14 protein-coding genes and 1 pseudogene are annotated in these 14,276 nt (G+C 74.3%); 8 read left to right on the forward strand and 7 right to left on the reverse strand.

Annotation, left to right across the window (positions count from 1 at the left end; translation table 11 throughout):
• Nucleotides 1–166 precede the first annotated feature (166 nt).
• The 4 genes from FGF04_RS12285 to FGF04_RS12300 are packed head-to-tail and all read right to left on the reverse strand — an operon-like array spanning nt 167 to nt 2,982.
• The gene (locus tag FGF04_RS12285; RefSeq protein ID WP_149511344.1) at nt 167–1,087 is read right to left on the reverse strand and encodes a DUF6895 family protein; all 921 of its coding nucleotides are present in this window, start codon (nt 1,085–1,087) and stop codon (nt 167–169) included.
• Nucleotides 1,084–2,079, reverse strand: a complete 996-nt coding sequence (locus FGF04_RS12290; RefSeq protein WP_235882299.1) for a DUF6895 family protein — start codon at nt 2,077–2,079, stop codon at nt 1,084–1,086. Before FGF04_RS12290 ends, FGF04_RS12285 begins: the two co-directional genes overlap by 4 nt.
• Nucleotides 2,076–2,783, reverse strand: a complete 708-nt coding sequence (locus tag FGF04_RS12295) for a hypothetical protein (RefSeq protein ID WP_149511345.1) — start codon at nt 2,781–2,783, stop codon at nt 2,076–2,078. The genes FGF04_RS12290 and FGF04_RS12295 overlap by 4 nt, the downstream gene beginning before the upstream one ends.
• A gap of 13 nt (nt 2,784–2,796) precedes the next feature.
• Nucleotides 2,797–2,982: a hypothetical protein gene (locus FGF04_RS12300; protein WP_149511346.1), complete on the reverse strand. Its 186-nt coding sequence runs from the start codon at nt 2,980–2,982 to the stop codon at nt 2,797–2,799.
• A 284-nt stretch (nt 2,983–3,266) separates the two neighbouring features.
• Between FGF04_RS12300 and FGF04_RS12305 the strand changes: the two genes are divergently transcribed.
• The 8 genes and pseudogenes from FGF04_RS12305 to FGF04_RS12340 all read left to right on the forward strand — a co-directional run bounded on the left by FGF04_RS12305 (nt 3,267) and on the right by FGF04_RS12340 (nt 10,920).
• Nucleotides 3,267–3,692: a DUF6003 family protein gene (locus FGF04_RS12305; RefSeq protein WP_149511347.1), complete on the forward strand. Its 426-nt coding sequence runs from the start codon at nt 3,267–3,269 to the stop codon at nt 3,690–3,692.
• Between the two features lie 323 nt (nt 3,693–4,015).
• Complete coding sequence (locus FGF04_RS12310) at nt 4,016–4,510, forward strand: (2Fe-2S)-binding protein (protein ID WP_188114062.1); 495 nt, start codon at nt 4,016–4,018, stop codon at nt 4,508–4,510.
• Nucleotides 4,507–5,499 (forward strand): FAD binding domain-containing protein, encoded by a 993-nt coding sequence (locus FGF04_RS12315; protein ID WP_149511348.1) that lies wholly within the window; start codon nt 4,507–4,509, stop codon nt 5,497–5,499. Before FGF04_RS12310 ends, FGF04_RS12315 begins: the two co-directional genes overlap by 4 nt.
• Before the next feature lie 73 nt (nt 5,500–5,572).
• A complete protein-coding gene (locus tag FGF04_RS12320) occupies nt 5,573–7,693 on the forward strand; it encodes a xanthine dehydrogenase family protein molybdopterin-binding subunit (protein WP_149511349.1) in 2,121 nt (706 codons plus the stop codon).
• A 118-nt stretch (nt 7,694–7,811) separates the two neighbouring features.
• Nucleotides 7,812–8,717 carry a helix-turn-helix domain-containing protein gene (locus FGF04_RS12325; protein WP_149511350.1) on the forward strand — a complete coding sequence of 302 codons (906 nt, stop codon included), beginning with the start codon at nt 7,812–7,814 and terminating at the stop codon, nt 8,715–8,717.
• Nucleotides 8,718–8,784: 67 nt separating this feature from the next.
• Nucleotides 8,785–9,755 (forward strand): annotated as a pseudogene (locus FGF04_RS12330) (hypothetical protein).
• 87 nt (nt 9,756–9,842) lie between these two features.
• Entirely contained in the window at nt 9,843–10,316 is a 474-nt protein-coding gene (locus FGF04_RS12335) for a DUF5990 family protein (RefSeq protein ID WP_149511351.1), read from the forward strand.
• A 172-nt stretch (nt 10,317–10,488) separates the two neighbouring features.
• Complete coding sequence (locus tag FGF04_RS12340) at nt 10,489–10,920, forward strand: STAS domain-containing protein (protein WP_149511352.1); 432 nt, start codon at nt 10,489–10,491, stop codon at nt 10,918–10,920.
• Nucleotides 10,921–11,054: 134 nt separating this feature from the next.
• Here the strand turns inward: FGF04_RS12340 and FGF04_RS12345 are convergent, their stop codons facing one another.
• From FGF04_RS12345 to FGF04_RS12355, 3 genes are all read right to left on the reverse strand, one after another.
• Nucleotides 11,055–12,515 (reverse strand): aminotransferase class I/II-fold pyridoxal phosphate-dependent enzyme, encoded by a 1,461-nt coding sequence (locus FGF04_RS12345; RefSeq protein ID WP_149511353.1) that lies wholly within the window; start codon nt 12,513–12,515, stop codon nt 11,055–11,057.
• A 140-nt stretch (nt 12,516–12,655) separates the two neighbouring features.
• Entirely contained in the window at nt 12,656–13,459 is an 804-nt protein-coding gene (locus FGF04_RS12350; RefSeq protein WP_149511354.1) for an SDR family NAD(P)-dependent oxidoreductase, read from the reverse strand.
• Nucleotides 13,460–13,597: 138 nt separating this feature from the next.
• A complete protein-coding gene (locus FGF04_RS12355; protein ID WP_328596289.1) occupies nt 13,598–14,170 on the reverse strand; it encodes a hypothetical protein in 573 nt (190 codons plus the stop codon).
• Nucleotides 14,171–14,276 lie beyond the last annotated feature (106 nt).

Genomic DNA, 14,276 nt, shown 5'->3' on the forward strand with positions numbered 1-14,276 from the left:
GGGCATCCCCCCGCAGGTCGCACAGCACCTGCGGCAGTGGCTGCCCCCCTGGCTCGACACCTGTCTGGAGGACGGGCAGTGGGACCCGGCTGCGCGGAGGGGCGGCGTGGCGGGAGCCGGCCGGTGGCGCCGAACGGGTCGCCCGGCCATGGCTGGTGGCGGGCCGTCATGCGGGCGCGTGGGTCAGCAGGGTCAGGGCGCGGGAGGTGGCGAGCACGGAGGCGAAGGCGGCGACCAGGGTCGGGTGGTAGACGAGGTCGAACAGCTCGTCGGGCTCGCCCTGCGGCATCGTGCGGATGGCCGGCATCGCCCCGTCGTCCTGCTGGGCGGCGGCGAAGCCCCGCCAGGCCCGCTCGTCCAGCGTGGGGCGCGGCAGGCAGGCGTCGACGACGAGCAGTTCGCCGAGCAGGTCCCAGCGCTGCAGGTCGAGCCAGTCGTCCAGCCACACCGGCAGCCAGGTGGCGAGGTAGTCGGCGATGCGGGGCGGGATGCGCTCCGGGGCCTCGCCCCAGTCGGTGAGGTGGAAGACGGTGTGGGTGACGTCGTAGGCGGCGTACCCCTCCACGGTCCACGGCTCGGGAGTGCGCCCGAGCCAGGTCTCGCCGACCATCTCGGACTCGGGCGGTCGCGGCCGCAGTCCGAAACGGCGCTGGAACGCGGACAGTCCCAGACGGCGCACCGGCGTCAGTTCATGGGCGGCGAAGCTCTCCAGCCGGTGGTTGAGCAGGATGCTCCGTTCCAGTTCGGGATGGCTGTGGCCCAGTTCCCTGAAGGGGAGGTAGACCTCGAAGGGAATGGGGGAGAAGGGCTCGATGCGCTGCCCGCGCACCAGCATCCGGCCACCGTCCAGCGTGTCGCGCCAGGCGTGGTCGAGCAACTGCCGGGCCAGCTGGGCCTGCCGGGAGCCCGCCACCCCCTCGCGGAACAGCACCTTGCACACGACGGCCAGTTCACCGACCGGCTTGAAGCGCTCCAGGAAGCCCACTTCCGGGTCGACGTCCTCTTCGAGGCGGAAACCGTCCCGGTGGGCGTGCAGCCACTCCAGGGCGCTGGTCCCGACGCTGTGGATGAGACGGGTGTCGGTCATCTCGGCGCTCCTCGCCCCTCGTGTCCCGGATGCGTCGCGTGCTCGAAGGCGTGCACCTGCGCGGCGACCGCGCCGTCGTCGACGTACGCGCGCAGGCGGTAGCCGGTCAGTACGGCGGCGAAGGCCGCCATCAGGGTCGAGTGGTAGCAGCCGACGAAGTCGTCGGCGACCGGGTGGCCGGCCCGTCCGGCGCCGACCTCGGGTACGGCTCCGGAGGAGTCCTGGGCCTGTGCCAGTCTCGCCCAGGACTCCTGGAGCACCGCCCGGTCCGGCGGGCCCGGCAGGCTGCCCGCCACGGCCAGCAGCTCGCAGCTCAGGTCCCACTGCCCGTCCTCCAGACAGGTGTCGAGCCAGGGGGGCAGCCACTGCCGCAGGTGCTGTGCGACCTGCGGGGGGATGCCCTGCGGGGTCAGGCCCCAGTCGGTGAGGTGGAAGACCACATGGGTCAGGGTGTAGCCGGCGGCGGATTCGAACGTCCACGGCTCGGGCAGGCCGCCCAGCCAGGTGCGGCCCAGCGCCCGCGCCATGTCGTCGTGCTGCGGGACGCAGCTGCGCTGTTCGGAGTTGAGGACGCTCAGGCGCCGGTTGGGCTGCTGCTCCGTCATCCGCCAGCTGCGGGTGCGGGCCACCGTCGCGGCCGCCCGCTCGTAGCCGGTGTGGCGCAGCCCGCCGGACGCGAACGCCGCATAGATCTCCAGGGGATACGTGGCGAAGGGTTCGAGGCGCTGCAGTTCCAGGAAGAGGCCGCCGTGCGCGGTCTGCTCCCAGGCGAAGGCCAGCAGCTCGGCGGCGCTCTCGTGGAGCGGGTCGTCCGGTTCGGTGTGCCGGCGGATGCTGACGCAGACCTGTGCCAGTTCGCCGAGGGGCTTCCAGGTGAAGTTCACGTTCGCGTGCTCGGCGAGCGCGTAGGCGCCGAGCGCGAACTCCTCGCGGCGGGCCGACACCCAGCTCAGCGAGGCCTCGCCCACCTCCCGGATGTCGCGTGCCGTCACACCCGCACTCCGATCCGCATCAGCTGTGCCGCCTCGACCTGCAGCGCCACGCGCGGGTCGTCGCCGCCCATCTGCGCCACGAACGCGAGCCCGGTCTCCAGGCCGAGCGTCTCCGGGACGCCGTCGAGGAGCACCAGCCAGCGTCCCGCGCCGGCCGCCTGCAGCCAGTCGCGCCGCCGGACCGCACGGACGAACCCGCGGGCGACGTCCACGGGACGACCACGCGCCACGCGGGCCACGGCGCTGTCCGCGCCCGGTACCGCGAGCGGGGCCAGCACGGCGAGTTGGTGGGTCAGCGACTGCCAGGAGGCGTCTTCGAGCCAGGCGGCCCGGGGCTCCGTACCACGGCCCGGCACGCCGTCCGGGGGCGTGTCGGCGGATCCGTCCAGGGTGCGGAGGGCCCGTTCCATGGCCCAGTGGCTCCACGCCGAGGCGGGGGAGGCACCCGCCGGAGGCGGATAGGCGTGCACGGCCCTGCTGAACACGGCGAGGTCGTCGGAACCGGGAGGGACGTCGTGCAGGACGCTCGGCAGGACCGCGTCGGCGCCCATCACCCGTACGGCGGCGAGGGCGATGCCGTCGTCCGCTCCGGGAACGCCGTGGGCCAACCGGAACGGGCCCCCGCTCCGAAGAGCGGAGACCAGTTCCGACGTGAGGTCCTGCACCGCGCCCGTCAGACGGGTCGAGGTGCCTGACTTTTCCATGTGGCTTCTCCCGTCAACCCTTCTTCGGCCGGGGGGTAGGAGGAGACAGCAGCAGAGTGCCCGTCGCGGCCTGCAGCGCCAGCGCCGCGCACTCGCGGCTGTCACGGTAGGAGCCGTCGGCCTCGGTCGGGTCGAGAGCGGCCTCGACGTCTACGGTGACCTCGGTGAGTTCGGCGGACAGAAACTCGGTGGAAGACATACCACCATCCCCTTCACGAGAGACGTGTTCTTCTCCACGACGAGTGACCGCTTCGCGGAGACTTATTCATGAAAATACAGATATGTCTTATTTGCCGCTCAAGTGACCGTGCGGCGCCCCCTCGAACCGTCACCGTGCGCGTCGACCGCACCGTGCGAGGACAGGGGCGTAACGGTGCCGGCCGTCACCCCTCCTGCCGGGCGTTCACCCGAACGTGCGGCGGTATTCCGGGTGCGGCGGGGTAATGGGGTGTCGACCGACCTCCCCGTTGAGATGAGCCGACGATGACCGACGACGCCTACCTGTTCCTGCTCGACAACCCTGCCGCACGGCTCGGTGTGCCCCCGGCCGCCGTCGGTGGCCTCGCCTGTATGGAGACTCCCGCGGTACGGGCGTGGCTGGACGCGCAGGGGAGCACGCCGACCGCGCCCGAACTGCGGCTGCTGCCGCCGGAGGAGACCGGGGCCGTCCCCGAGGGCGCGGAGCGGCTGCCCGTGCCGCTGAGCGACGAGGAGCTGAGCCGCGTACGGCAGCGCTCCGGTCCCGAGGCGCTCGCCCGGATCGAGGAGGAGCTGCTGTCCTACCGCGACTGCGCCGACGGCCGGGACGGCCTCATCGGCCGGGCGCTCGCCGCGGGCGTGGCGCCGCACCGCATCGCGGAACTGACGGGGGAGGACCCGGCGACGGTGACGGCCGCGGCGGGCGTCTGACACCGCCGGGGCCGCTTTCGCCGGCGTGCGCGAATGTGTGGCGGGCCCCAGCCTGGATACGTGAGCTGCGTGGTTCCGGGCGCCGTCGGAAGGTGATGAACAGCATGGGCAGCCGAACAGACAGTGCGGGTGCGGACGACGGGTCCCCCCGCCCCGGCAGCGAGTCGATCGCCGCACCGGGGCGGACACCCGGCCCCGCCGGGCCCGCCGGACCGGGGCCCGCCGCGGCCGGACCCGGTGCGTCCGGGCTCGCCGCGTCCCGGCCCGATGCGTCCGGATCCGGCGCTCACGCGTCGCCCGGCCGCCACCACTCCGAGGTCGAGCTGCGGGTGAACGGCGCGCCGCACGTCTTCACCGTCGACCACCGCTCCGTCCTGCTGGACGTGCTCCGCGAGCAGCTCGGCCTCACCGGCGCCAAGAAGGGCTGCGACCACGGCCAGTGCGGTGCCTGCACGGTCCTCGTCGACGGCCGCCGCGTCAACAGCTGTCTGCTCCCGGCGGTGGCCCAGGACGGCCGCGACATCACCACGGTGGAGGGACTCGCCGACGGCGACGACCTGCACCCCCTGCAGCAGGCCTTCCTCGACCGCGACGCCTTCCAGTGCGGCTACTGCACACCGGGACAGCTCTGCAGCGCCCTCGGCGCGGTGGCCGAGGCCGAGGCGGGCCACCCCTCGCACGTCACCGACCCCGGGACGCCCTCCGGACGGCCCGTCCCGCTCGGCCCGGACGAGATCCGCGAACGGCTCAGCGGCAACCTCTGCCGCTGCGGCGCCTATCCGAACATCGTGCGGGCCGTCGAGGACGTGATCCGGTGAAGCCCTACGCCTACGCGCGCGCCGACAGTGTCGAGGAGGCCGCCGAGCTGTACGCGGCCCAGCCCGGCGCCCGCTACCTCGGCGGCGGCACCAACCTGGTCGACCTGATGAAACTGGGCGTGGAGGAACCGGCCGCGCTGGTCGACGTCAGCCGGCTGCCCCTGGACACGGTGGACGAGCTGCCCGACGGATCGCTGCGGATCGGCGCCACCGTCCGCAACAGCGACCTCGCCGCCCACCCCCTGGTGCGCGACCGCCATCCGGCCCTCTCCCAGGCACTCCTGGCCGGCGCCTCCGGACAGCTGCGCAACGCGGCCACCACCGGCGGCAACCTCCTGCAGCGCACCCGCTGCCCGTACTTCCAGGACACCGGCAAACCCTGCAACAAGCGGGTGCCCGGCTCCGGTTGCGCAGCCCTGGACGGCACGCACCGCGACCACGCCGTGCTCGGGCACTCGCCGCTGTGCATCGCCACGCACCCCTCGGACATGGCCGTGGCACTGGCCGCCCTGGACGCGGACGTCGAGCTGCACGGGGCCGACGGGCCGCGCACCGTCCCCGTCGCCGAGTTCCACCGGCTGCCGGGCGACCACCCCGAACAGGACACGGTGATCCGCCCCGGCGAGCTGATCACCGGGGTGCTCCTGCCGGCGGCCCCGGCCGGACTGCCCTCGCTCTACCGCAAGGCCCGCGACCGGGCCTCGTACGCCTTCGCCCTCGCCTCCGTCGCCGCGGTGCTCGGCGTCGAGGACGGTGTCGTGCGGCATGTCGGCCTCGCCTTCGGCGCACTGGCCCACCGCCCGTGGCGGGCCCGGAAGGCGGAGGAGGCCCTGCTGGACGCCGCCCCCACGACGGCGGCCTTCGAGCGGGCCGCCGACCTCGAACTGGCCGCCGCCGAGCCGCTGCGCGACAACGCCTACAAGGTCGCCCTGGCCCGCAACCTCGCGGTCGACGCCCTGGAACGGCTCGCGCGGGCCGCCAGGACCTGAACACACGTGCCAGGACCTGAACACGCGTGCGCGGACACGCACCCGTACGCACATCACCGTCAGGAGGAGCAGGATGGCCGACACCGCCACCGGCACCGGCCGTTCGCTGGGCGCGCCCGCCGAGCGCCGGGAGGGCCGGGACAAGGTCACCGGCAGCGCCCGGTACGCCGCCGAACAGACCGACCCCGGCCGGGTCCACGCCTGGCCGGTGGCCGCCGGCATCGCTCGCGGGACGATCCGCGGCATCGACACCGCCGCCGCGCTCGCCCTGCCCGGGGTCCTCGCCGTGCTCACCCACGACAACGCGCCCCGGCTGGCGCCCCCGGACGACCCCACCCTCGCCGTCCTCCAGGACCGGCGCGTACCGCACCGCGGCTGGTTCGTCGCCCTGGTCGTCGCCGAGACCCTGGAGACGGCCCGCGCGGGCGCCGCCGCGGTCGAGGTCACGTACGACGTGGAGGACCACGACGTGACCCTCACCGAGGACCACCCCGGGGCCTACGCGCCCGAGGAGGCCAACGGCGGCCACCCCGCACGCCGCGAACAGGGCGGCCCCGAGGAGGCGTTCGCGGCCGCGCAGGTGCGCGTCGACACCCACTACCGCGTCCCGCCGCTGCACAACCACCCCATGGAACCGCACGCGGCCACCGCCCGCTGGACCGGCGGCAGGCTCGTCGTGCACGACTCCAGCCAGGGCGCCACGACCGTACGCGCCACCCTGGCCTCGCTGTTCCGGCTCCCCGAGGACGACATCACCGTCGTCAGCGAACACGTCGGCGGCGGATTCGGGTCCAAGGGCACCCCGCGCCCGCACGTGGTGCTCGCCGTGATGGCGGCCCGGGAGACCGGACGGCCCGTCACCGTGAACCTGCCCCGCCGCCTCATGCCCTCGGTCGTCGGCCACCGGGCGCCCACCCTGCACCGCCTCCGGCTCGGCGCCGCCGCGGACGGGACCCTCACCTCCTCCCTGCACGAGGTCACCACCCACACCTCCCGCATCAAGGAGTTCGTGGAGCAGGCCGCCGTGCCCAGCCGCATCATGTACGCCGCGCCGCACCGCCTCACCGCCCACCGGGTGGTGCCGCTGGACGTGCCCAGCCCCTCCTGGATGCGCGCGCCCGGCGAGGCACCGGGCATGTACGCCCTGGAGTCGGCCATGGACGAACTCGCCGTGGCGACGGGCCTGGACCCCGTGGAGCTGCGCATCGCCAACGAGCCCGACGCCGACCCCGACAGCGGCAAGCCCTTCAGCAGCCGCCACCTGGTCGCATGCCTGCGCGAGGGCGCCCGGCGCTTCGACTGGGCGCGGCGCGACCCCCGGCCCCGCTCCCGCACCGAGGGCCCCCTGCTCGTCGGCACGGGCGTGGCCGCCGCCACCTACCCGGTGATGGCCAGCCCCTCGCGGGCGACGGCCCTCGCCCTGCCCGACGGCGGCTTCGTCGTCCGGACCAACGCCACGGATATCGGCACCGGCGCCCGCACCGTCCTCGCCCAGATCGCCGCCGACGCCCTCGGCGTCCCCCTGGAGCGGGTGCGCACCGAGGTGGGCAACAGCGACCTGCCCCCGGCCCCGCTGGCCGGCGGCTCCTCGGGCACCGCCTCCTGGGGCTGGGCCGTCCACGAAGCGTGCACCCGGCTCGCGGCGCGGCTGGCCGCGCACACCGGGCCGCTGCCGGACGACGGGCTTCGCGCGGACGCCGACACGGCGGGCAGCGCCGACGCGGAGAGCGACTACGCCCGGCACTCCTTCGGCGCCCACTTCGCCGAGGTCACGGTCGACACGGTGACCGGCGAGGTCCGGGCGCGCCGCCTGCTGAGCGTGTTCGCCGCCGGACGCATCCTCAACGCCCGCACCGCCCGCTCCCAGTTCATCGGCGGCATGACCATGGGCCTGGGCATGGCCCTGACCGAGGGCAGCACCATGGACGCCGCGTCCGGCGACTTCACGGAGTCGGATTTGGCCTCCTACCACGTCCCCGTGCACGCCGACGTCCCGGACCTCGAAGCGCACTGGATCGAGGAGGACGACCCGCACCTCAACCCCATGGGCAGCAAGGGCGTCGGCGAGATAGGCATCGTCGGCACGGCGGCGGCCGTCGGCAACGCCGTGCACCACGCCACCGGCGTCCGCTTCCGCGAACTGCCCCTGACCCCCGACCGGGTGCTGACGGGACTCGCGGGCGCGCCGCGGTAGGAACCCCGGGTCCGCGTCCGGGTGAGAGCCCCGGGGCCGGCTCCGGGGATCCGCGCCCCCGGAGCCCTACCCCGGCGGGGTGAGGCACGGTCCGGCGGCGCTGCGCATACTCGGTGACATGACCGAGCAAGGGCACCTCGCCGAGTTCCTCCAGGCCCGCCGGAGCCGACTGCGCCCCGAGGACGTGGGACTGCGCACCTACGGCGAACGGCGCCGGGTGCCGGGGCTGCGGCGGGAGGAGCTCGCGATGCTCGCCGGCATCAGCGCCCCCTACTACACCCGCCTCGAACAGGGCCAGTCGCGCAACGCCTCGCGCGAGGTGCTCGACGCCGTCGCCAACGCCCTGCGCCTGGACGACTCCGAGCGGGCCCACCTGCACACACTGGCCCGCACCCCGAGGAGCGGCGCCCGCCGTGCGCGTACGCCCGCCGAACGCGTCACCCCCGCGACGAGGGCCCTGCTGGCCGCCGTCGCGGACACGCCCGCCCTCGTCGTCGGCCGCCGCAGCGACGTCCTGGCCTGGAACCCGCCGGGGCACGCGCTGTTCGCCGGCCACCTCGACCCGGACGGTCCCGACGACCCGCGACGGCGCCCGAACATGGCCAGGCTGGTGTTCCTGGACGCGCACACCCGCGAGCTGTACGCCGACTGGCCCGCGAAGGCCCGGGCCGTCGTGGGCAACCTGCGCCTGACGGCCGGCCGGTACCCGGACGATCCGCAGCTGACCGCACTGGTCGGCGAACTGACCGTGCGCAGCCGGGAGTTCGCGGCCCTGTGGGCCGACCACCGGGTACTGGCCTGCGACGTCGCCGACTACGGGATGCGCCACCCCCTGGTCGGCGCACTGACCGTCACCCAGCAGACCCTGCAGAGCCCGCAGGGGAACGGGCCGGCCCTGGTGGTGGCCACCGCCGCCCCCGGCTCCGCGTCCGCGCGGGCCCTGTCCCTGCTCGCCCACGCCACCGCACCGCGGCCCCGCCGGGACGCGCAGCCGCGCCGGGACGCGGAGTCGCGCACCGTCTGACCAGGCCTGCCCCCTAGACCACGGCGTCGCGCCGCGCCGCCGTATGCCCGAAAACAGAGAAGGAACCATGCCCAAGCGCAGCATCAGGACCCTCGCGGCAGCCGCCGCGGCGGTCGCGGCCACCCTCGCGACGGCCGTACCGGCCGGTGCCGCCTCCCCGGGGGAACCGCTGGCCGACATACGGATCGCCGCCCACTTCGACCTCGCCGCGGGACAACTGCCCGAGAACATCGCCCTGTTGCCCGACGGCAGCGCGGCCGTCACCTTCGCCGCGAGCCGCCAGGTGGCCCGGGTGACCCCGCAGGGGGCGACGCACGTCCTGGCGACGCTGCCCGCCCCCGCCGACGGCGGCGCCGGCACGCCCGCCCTCGGCTTCCCGCTCACCACCGGCATCACCCGCACCCCGGACGACACGCTCTACGCGCTGTACGCGACCGGCACCGCCGACCTGACGGGGCTGTGGCGGCTGCGCCCCGGACAGGCACCGCGGCGGATCGCCGCCCTGCCCGCGGACGGCCTGCCCAACGGACTGGCACTCGACGAACGTGCCGGGCGGTTCTACATCACCGACTCGGTGCTCGGCACGGTGTGGACCGTCCCCGTCACCGGCGGCACCCCACCGCGTGGTCCACCGCCCCCGAACTCGCCCCGGCCGGCTTCCTCGGCGCCAACGGCGCGAAGGTGCACGACGGCGCGCTCTGGGTGACCAACCTCGACCGGGGCACCCTCCTGCGCCTCCCGATCCGTGCGGGCGACCGCGCGGGCGCCCCGCAGGTCGAGGCGTCGGGCCTGGCCGGCATCGACGACTTCGCCTTCACCGGCCGGGGCGACCACGTCCTCGCGGCGCTCAACGGCCCCGACACGGTGATGCACATCCGCCCCGACGGTACGCACACGACGGTCCTGGACGCCTCCGACGGACTGCGCAACGCCTCCGCCGTGGCGGTGCGGGGCAGGGAGGTGTACGTACTGAGCGCCGCCTACACCACGGCCACGGACCCCAACCTGCTGCGCGCGAGGATCACCGGCCGCCTCTGAGTACCGTCCCCCTCCCGGGCCGCCCGCCGGGGCGGCCCGGGACCCCGCGGCACGGGCCGAGGCCCGTGCCGCGGCATGATGGCCGCCATGCGCATCCGTATCGACGCGGTCGACCTGCCCGGCCCCACCGCCCCGGCCCGTCCCGGAAGCGGCGACCCGCACGGGCACCGCGACGTCCACGTCGCCGTGCAGCGCCGGGACCGCCCGGGCGAACTGCTCGAACCCCACCGCGCGGACGCCGCGTCGGCGACCTGGACCCTGGAGTGCACCGCGGCGCCGGCGCCCACCGGCGGCACCGACGTGCGCGGCCCCTACGTGCAGGACCGCCTGGGCCGGCGGTTCGTCTACCTGTCCTGGGGCACCGTCGACGCGGCGGGCGTCTTCTCGATGTTCCGCCGCGCCAAGCTGATGCTGGACAGGGTCCCCGGCGATGTCCTCGCCGCGGCCGCCCGGCAGGGCCTCCTGGTGGCCCGGCTCGGGCTGACCGACCCGCAGGGCGGCCCGCTGTGCGGCCGCATCGAGCCCCCGCACGTCACCTGGACCGCCGAACGCGCCACCTGAACGCCCTCGCTGTCATGCCCGCGCGCCGGTTGACGTCGGGCGCCGGTCTGAGGTGTGCGCCGCCCCCATGCCCGTCCGAATGCGGGGCACACGCTCGCATACGGGTGCCGCTCCGGACGGCGGCGGGAGTCGCCGCGAACGGGCCTCGGCAGGACGACCGGACGGAGGGGTGATGTCCACGCGGACCCACCGCCTGACCATTACCGAGATAACCGACAGCGACCACTGCGCGGTGCTGCGGGTCAGCGGCGAACTCGACCAGAGCTGCGAGGAGTACTTCCTCGGCACCCTCGCCGCCATCGTCGACGCCGGGCGGCGGCACCTGGTCCTCGATGTGACGGCCCTCGTCTTCTGCGACTCCCGCGGCCTGAACTGCCTGCTCGCCATCCGCTGGTTGCTCAAGCGCCTGGACGGCAAGCTGCTGCTCGCCGGGGCGGGCCGCAGACTCTCGGAACTGCTGGTGCAGACGGGGAGTACGGAGATGCTGCCCGTGCGGCGCACGGTCGGTCTGGCCCTGTTCGACCTGCCGGAGGCCGAGCGCCCCGTCTGGCCGCCGAGCCCTGAGGACGACGAGAAGGAGGGGGAGGGCGGGACGAGTTCGTAGCCGCCGTCCGGGCTCCTGGGCGGCACCGTCACCACCGCCCCGACCCCGGACGGCGGCTACGAACTCCACGTACGCCTGCCCCTGCGGCGGCCGGCGTGATCGCCTGCGCCGTACGCGAGCGGTAGGCCCTGATGTCAGCGGGCCGTCACGCGCAGGGTGCCGAGGGKGGGGTCGGCGGCGTCGGGGACGAGCATCCCGGCGGCCACGCCGCTCCTCAGGTAGTCGACGACCTCCGCGGTGACGACCTCCCCGGGAACCACGGCGGGCACACCGGGCGGGTACGGGCTGAGCGTCTCCGCCGCGACGCGTCCCACGGCCTCCTCGGCCGGGACGTGCTCGACCGCCGCGAAGAAGGCCTCGCGGGGGAGCATGGCCTGTTCCAGTTCCAGCGCGTGCGGTTCGGGGAGCCGCACCGGGGAGGGGCTCTCGATGGTGCCGGCCGCGTCGACGAGGCGGCGCAGGGAGTCGACGAACAGGTTCTCGGTACGGTCGTCGTCGGCGTGGGTGATCTGCGCACCGATCCGGCAGGTGTCGGAGGCGCCGAGGTCGACGTGGCAGTGGGCGCGCAGCCACTCGGCCGCCTGCATCCCGCTGATGCCCAGGTCCCGCACGTCGATCGTGATCCTCAGCAGGTCCAGCTCCGCGGTCAGCCCCGCCTCGACGACCTCCTGGCCCATCAGCCGCAGTCCGGGCATGCCCGCCACGGCCGCACGGATGCGGGCCGCCCGCCGGAGCGCCGCGTCCAGCAGGTCGTACCCCTGCTCGGCCATCTGGCGGCGCCACCCGTCGAGGGTGGCGTACACCAGGGAGGAGGAACTGGTCGTGCCCAGCAGGTCCTCGCGCTGCTTGAGCACCTCGGGGGAGATCCGGTCGCCCTTGAGGTGGAAGACGGAGCTCTGCTCGACCGCGGCCCCCATCTTGTGCACGCTGGTGACGACCAGGTCGGCCCCGGCGTCCATGCCCCAGGACGGCAGACCGGGGTGGAACGGCAGATGGGCGCCCCACGCCTCGTCGACGATCAGCGGGATGTCCTGGTCGTGGCAGACCTTCGCGGCACCGCCGATGTCCGCGCAGGAGCCCCAGTCCGTCGGCGTGATCAGCAGCATCCCCTTCGCGTCGGGATGGGCCCGCAGCGCCTGCCGTACGTCGTCCGGCTCCGGCGGGTGCGCCAGGTGCCGCTCGGCGTCGAACTTCGGGTGCACCCACACCGGCTCCACGCCGTTGACGATCAGCGCGGCGATCACGGACTTGTGGGCGTTGCGCGAGATCAGCAGCTTCTCGCCCGGCCCGGCCACCGCCAGCATCGCGGTCTTCACCGACAGGGAACTGCCGCACGTCGAGAAGAACGCGTGGTCGGCCCCGACCGCGTCGGCCATCAGCTCCTCCGCCTGCGTGAGCACCCCCTGGGACTCGCGGCGGTCGTCGAGCCCGTTCAGGGAGAGCACGTCCGAGGCGAAGACCCCTTCGCCGACGATGTCGACGACCCGGGGATCGGCCCCCAGCCCCTGCTTGTGGCCGGGAGGCCCGTACACGACGTCACCGCGACGCCGGAACTCCTGCAGCGCCTCCAGCACAGGGACACGAGAGTGATCCATCTTCGACCTCCGAGCGGGTGTCTTCACGTCGGGGCGCTGCTCCACGCGGATCGGCCGCGCCGCCCGCCGCCACTGATGAGTTGCACGGACACGGGGATCGAAACCGCGGGGCGGGTCGGTTCCCGTCCCGGCGGGCCGGGTCAGCTTCCGCCCCGGCGGGCCGCCGTGCGGATCGCCAGTTCGGCCTCGGCCAGGCCGTCGACCGGGGCCGGGTCGTCGAGCCCCGGTACGCACACCACCCGGCCGCCCTCCAGCGCGGCCAGCGACGCGTCGACGACCTGGTCCACCGGCATGCCGCCGTCCTCGTGCACGGACTGCTCCCGTCCCGCGACGGGCTCCTCCCCGCGCGACTTGTGGAACTCGGTCGCGGTCAGCCCGGGGCACAGCACCTGGATCCGCAGCGGTGTACCGGCCAGCTCGGCGGCGAGCGTACGGGTGAAGGTGACGACGTAGCCCTTGGTGCCGCCGTACAGCGCGCGTTCGGGCAGCGGACGCGGCGGCAGCGAACCCGCGAAGGCGAGCTGCGAGGCGACGTTGACCAGGGTGCCGTGCCCGCGCTCCAGCATGGCCGGGACCGCGGCCCGGGCGAGCGTGGTGACGGCGAGGACGTTGACGGCGAGGACCTTCGCCATGAGGTCCGGTTCCAGTTCCGCGAACGGGCCGTAGCCGTTGATCCCCGCGTTGTTGAGGAGGAACCCGATGTCGTCGCCCGCCGCACGCCGCGCCACCCGTGCGAGGTCGCCGGGATCGGACAGGTCGGCCACGAGGGTCTCCACCGTGGTGCCCGTCGTCTCGCGCAGCCGTCGCGCGAGGTCGTCGAGCCGCTGCGCCCTCCTGGCCACGAGGACGGTGTCCCATCCCTCGGAGGCCAGCCGCTCGGCATAGGCCGCGCCGATGCCGGAGGAGGCCCCTGTCACCAGGGCCGTGCCACGTCGTGTACTCACTTCAATGCCGCCTTCCACGCTCACGTCCTGCAATGACGGTGATCGATGACAGGTATCCCGTACGGGGGTCCTGAACATGCGTGTGCCGGTCCGTACGTGGTCACGTAGTCAACGGGGGTACGGGTCACCGGAGCGCCGTCACCCCGAAGCAAGGACGATCGTCGTCGTGATCCGGGTGAGGGCGGGCCCCGCCGGCGCCGAACCGAACCCGAAGCGCACGGGCGGTTCGACCGGGGCCAGCACCCCCAGGCCGGTGCCCTCGAAAGTCCCCGACACCGCACGGACCGGCAGCAGGTCCTGTGCGCCGTAGTACTCCCGGCGGCCCCCGCCGGCGCTGCCGCGGGTCCGTACGCCCGACAGGAGCAGGCGGGCGAGCGGGTCGGTCACCGCGCTCCACGCCGGACGCCGGGCGAGCGCGCCGGGAACGGCCCGCAGGGCCAGCCCCAGGAGCTGCCGCCGGCCGGTGGTGAAACGCAGGTCGAGCGATCCCGCGCCGACGGTCCAGGTGCGGTCCGTGACGCCCACACCGACCGGGACGACCCGCACCGTGTCGAAGGTGTAGGTGCCACTGACGAAGTCCGCCACCTCCCGGGTGGGGGCCAGCAGCAGCCGCTCCCCGTCGGCCCGCTCCAGCATCACGTCGCTGAACGCCCCGAACGGCGACCGCTCCCAGTGCCCTAGCACGATGCGCGTGCCCGAGGAGGTCCCCATCCCCGCGATCCACCCGTCGAAGCACAACCACCGACGCCGCGGGTCCCCGTACGGGGCGGATGGGCTCCAGCCACGCATGCCTGACTCCTCACGGACGACGCACGAC

The sequence above is a fragment of the Streptomyces apricus genome (assembly GCF_008369065.1).
Classification (GTDB): Bacteria; Actinomycetota; Actinomycetes; order Streptomycetales; family Streptomycetaceae; genus Streptomyces; species Streptomyces apricus.

Bases quoted from the DNA above. Each gene is read 5' to 3' on its own strand.
- FGF04_RS12325 (WP_149511350.1), top strand. From the start codon at position 7,812: ATGACCGAGCAAGGGCACCTCGCCGAGTTCCTCCAGGCCCGCCGGAGC.
- FGF04_RS12300 (WP_149511346.1), bottom strand. From the start codon at position 2,982: ATGTCTTCCACCGAGTTTCTGTCCGCCGAACTCACCGAGGTCACCGTA.
- FGF04_RS12285 (WP_149511344.1), bottom strand. From the start codon at position 1,087: ATGACCGACACCCGTCTCATCCACAGCGTCGGGACCAGCGCCCTGGAG.
- FGF04_RS12335 (WP_149511351.1), top strand. From the start codon at position 9,843: ATGCGCATCCGTATCGACGCGGTCGACCTGCCCGGCCCCACCGCCCCG.
- FGF04_RS12320 (WP_149511349.1), top strand. From the start codon at position 5,573: ATGGCCGACACCGCCACCGGCACCGGCCGTTCGCTGGGCGCGCCCGCC.
- FGF04_RS12355 (WP_328596289.1), bottom strand. From the start codon at position 14,170: ATGGGGACCTCCTCGGGCACGCGCATCGTGCTAGGGCACTGGGAGCGG.
- FGF04_RS12340 (WP_149511352.1), top strand. From the start codon at position 10,489: ATGTCCACGCGGACCCACCGCCTGACCATTACCGAGATAACCGACAGC.
- FGF04_RS12305 (WP_149511347.1), top strand. From the start codon at position 3,267: ATGACCGACGACGCCTACCTGTTCCTGCTCGACAACCCTGCCGCACGG.
- FGF04_RS12295 (WP_149511345.1), bottom strand. From the start codon at position 2,783: ATGGAAAAGTCAGGCACCTCGACCCGTCTGACGGGCGCGGTGCAGGAC.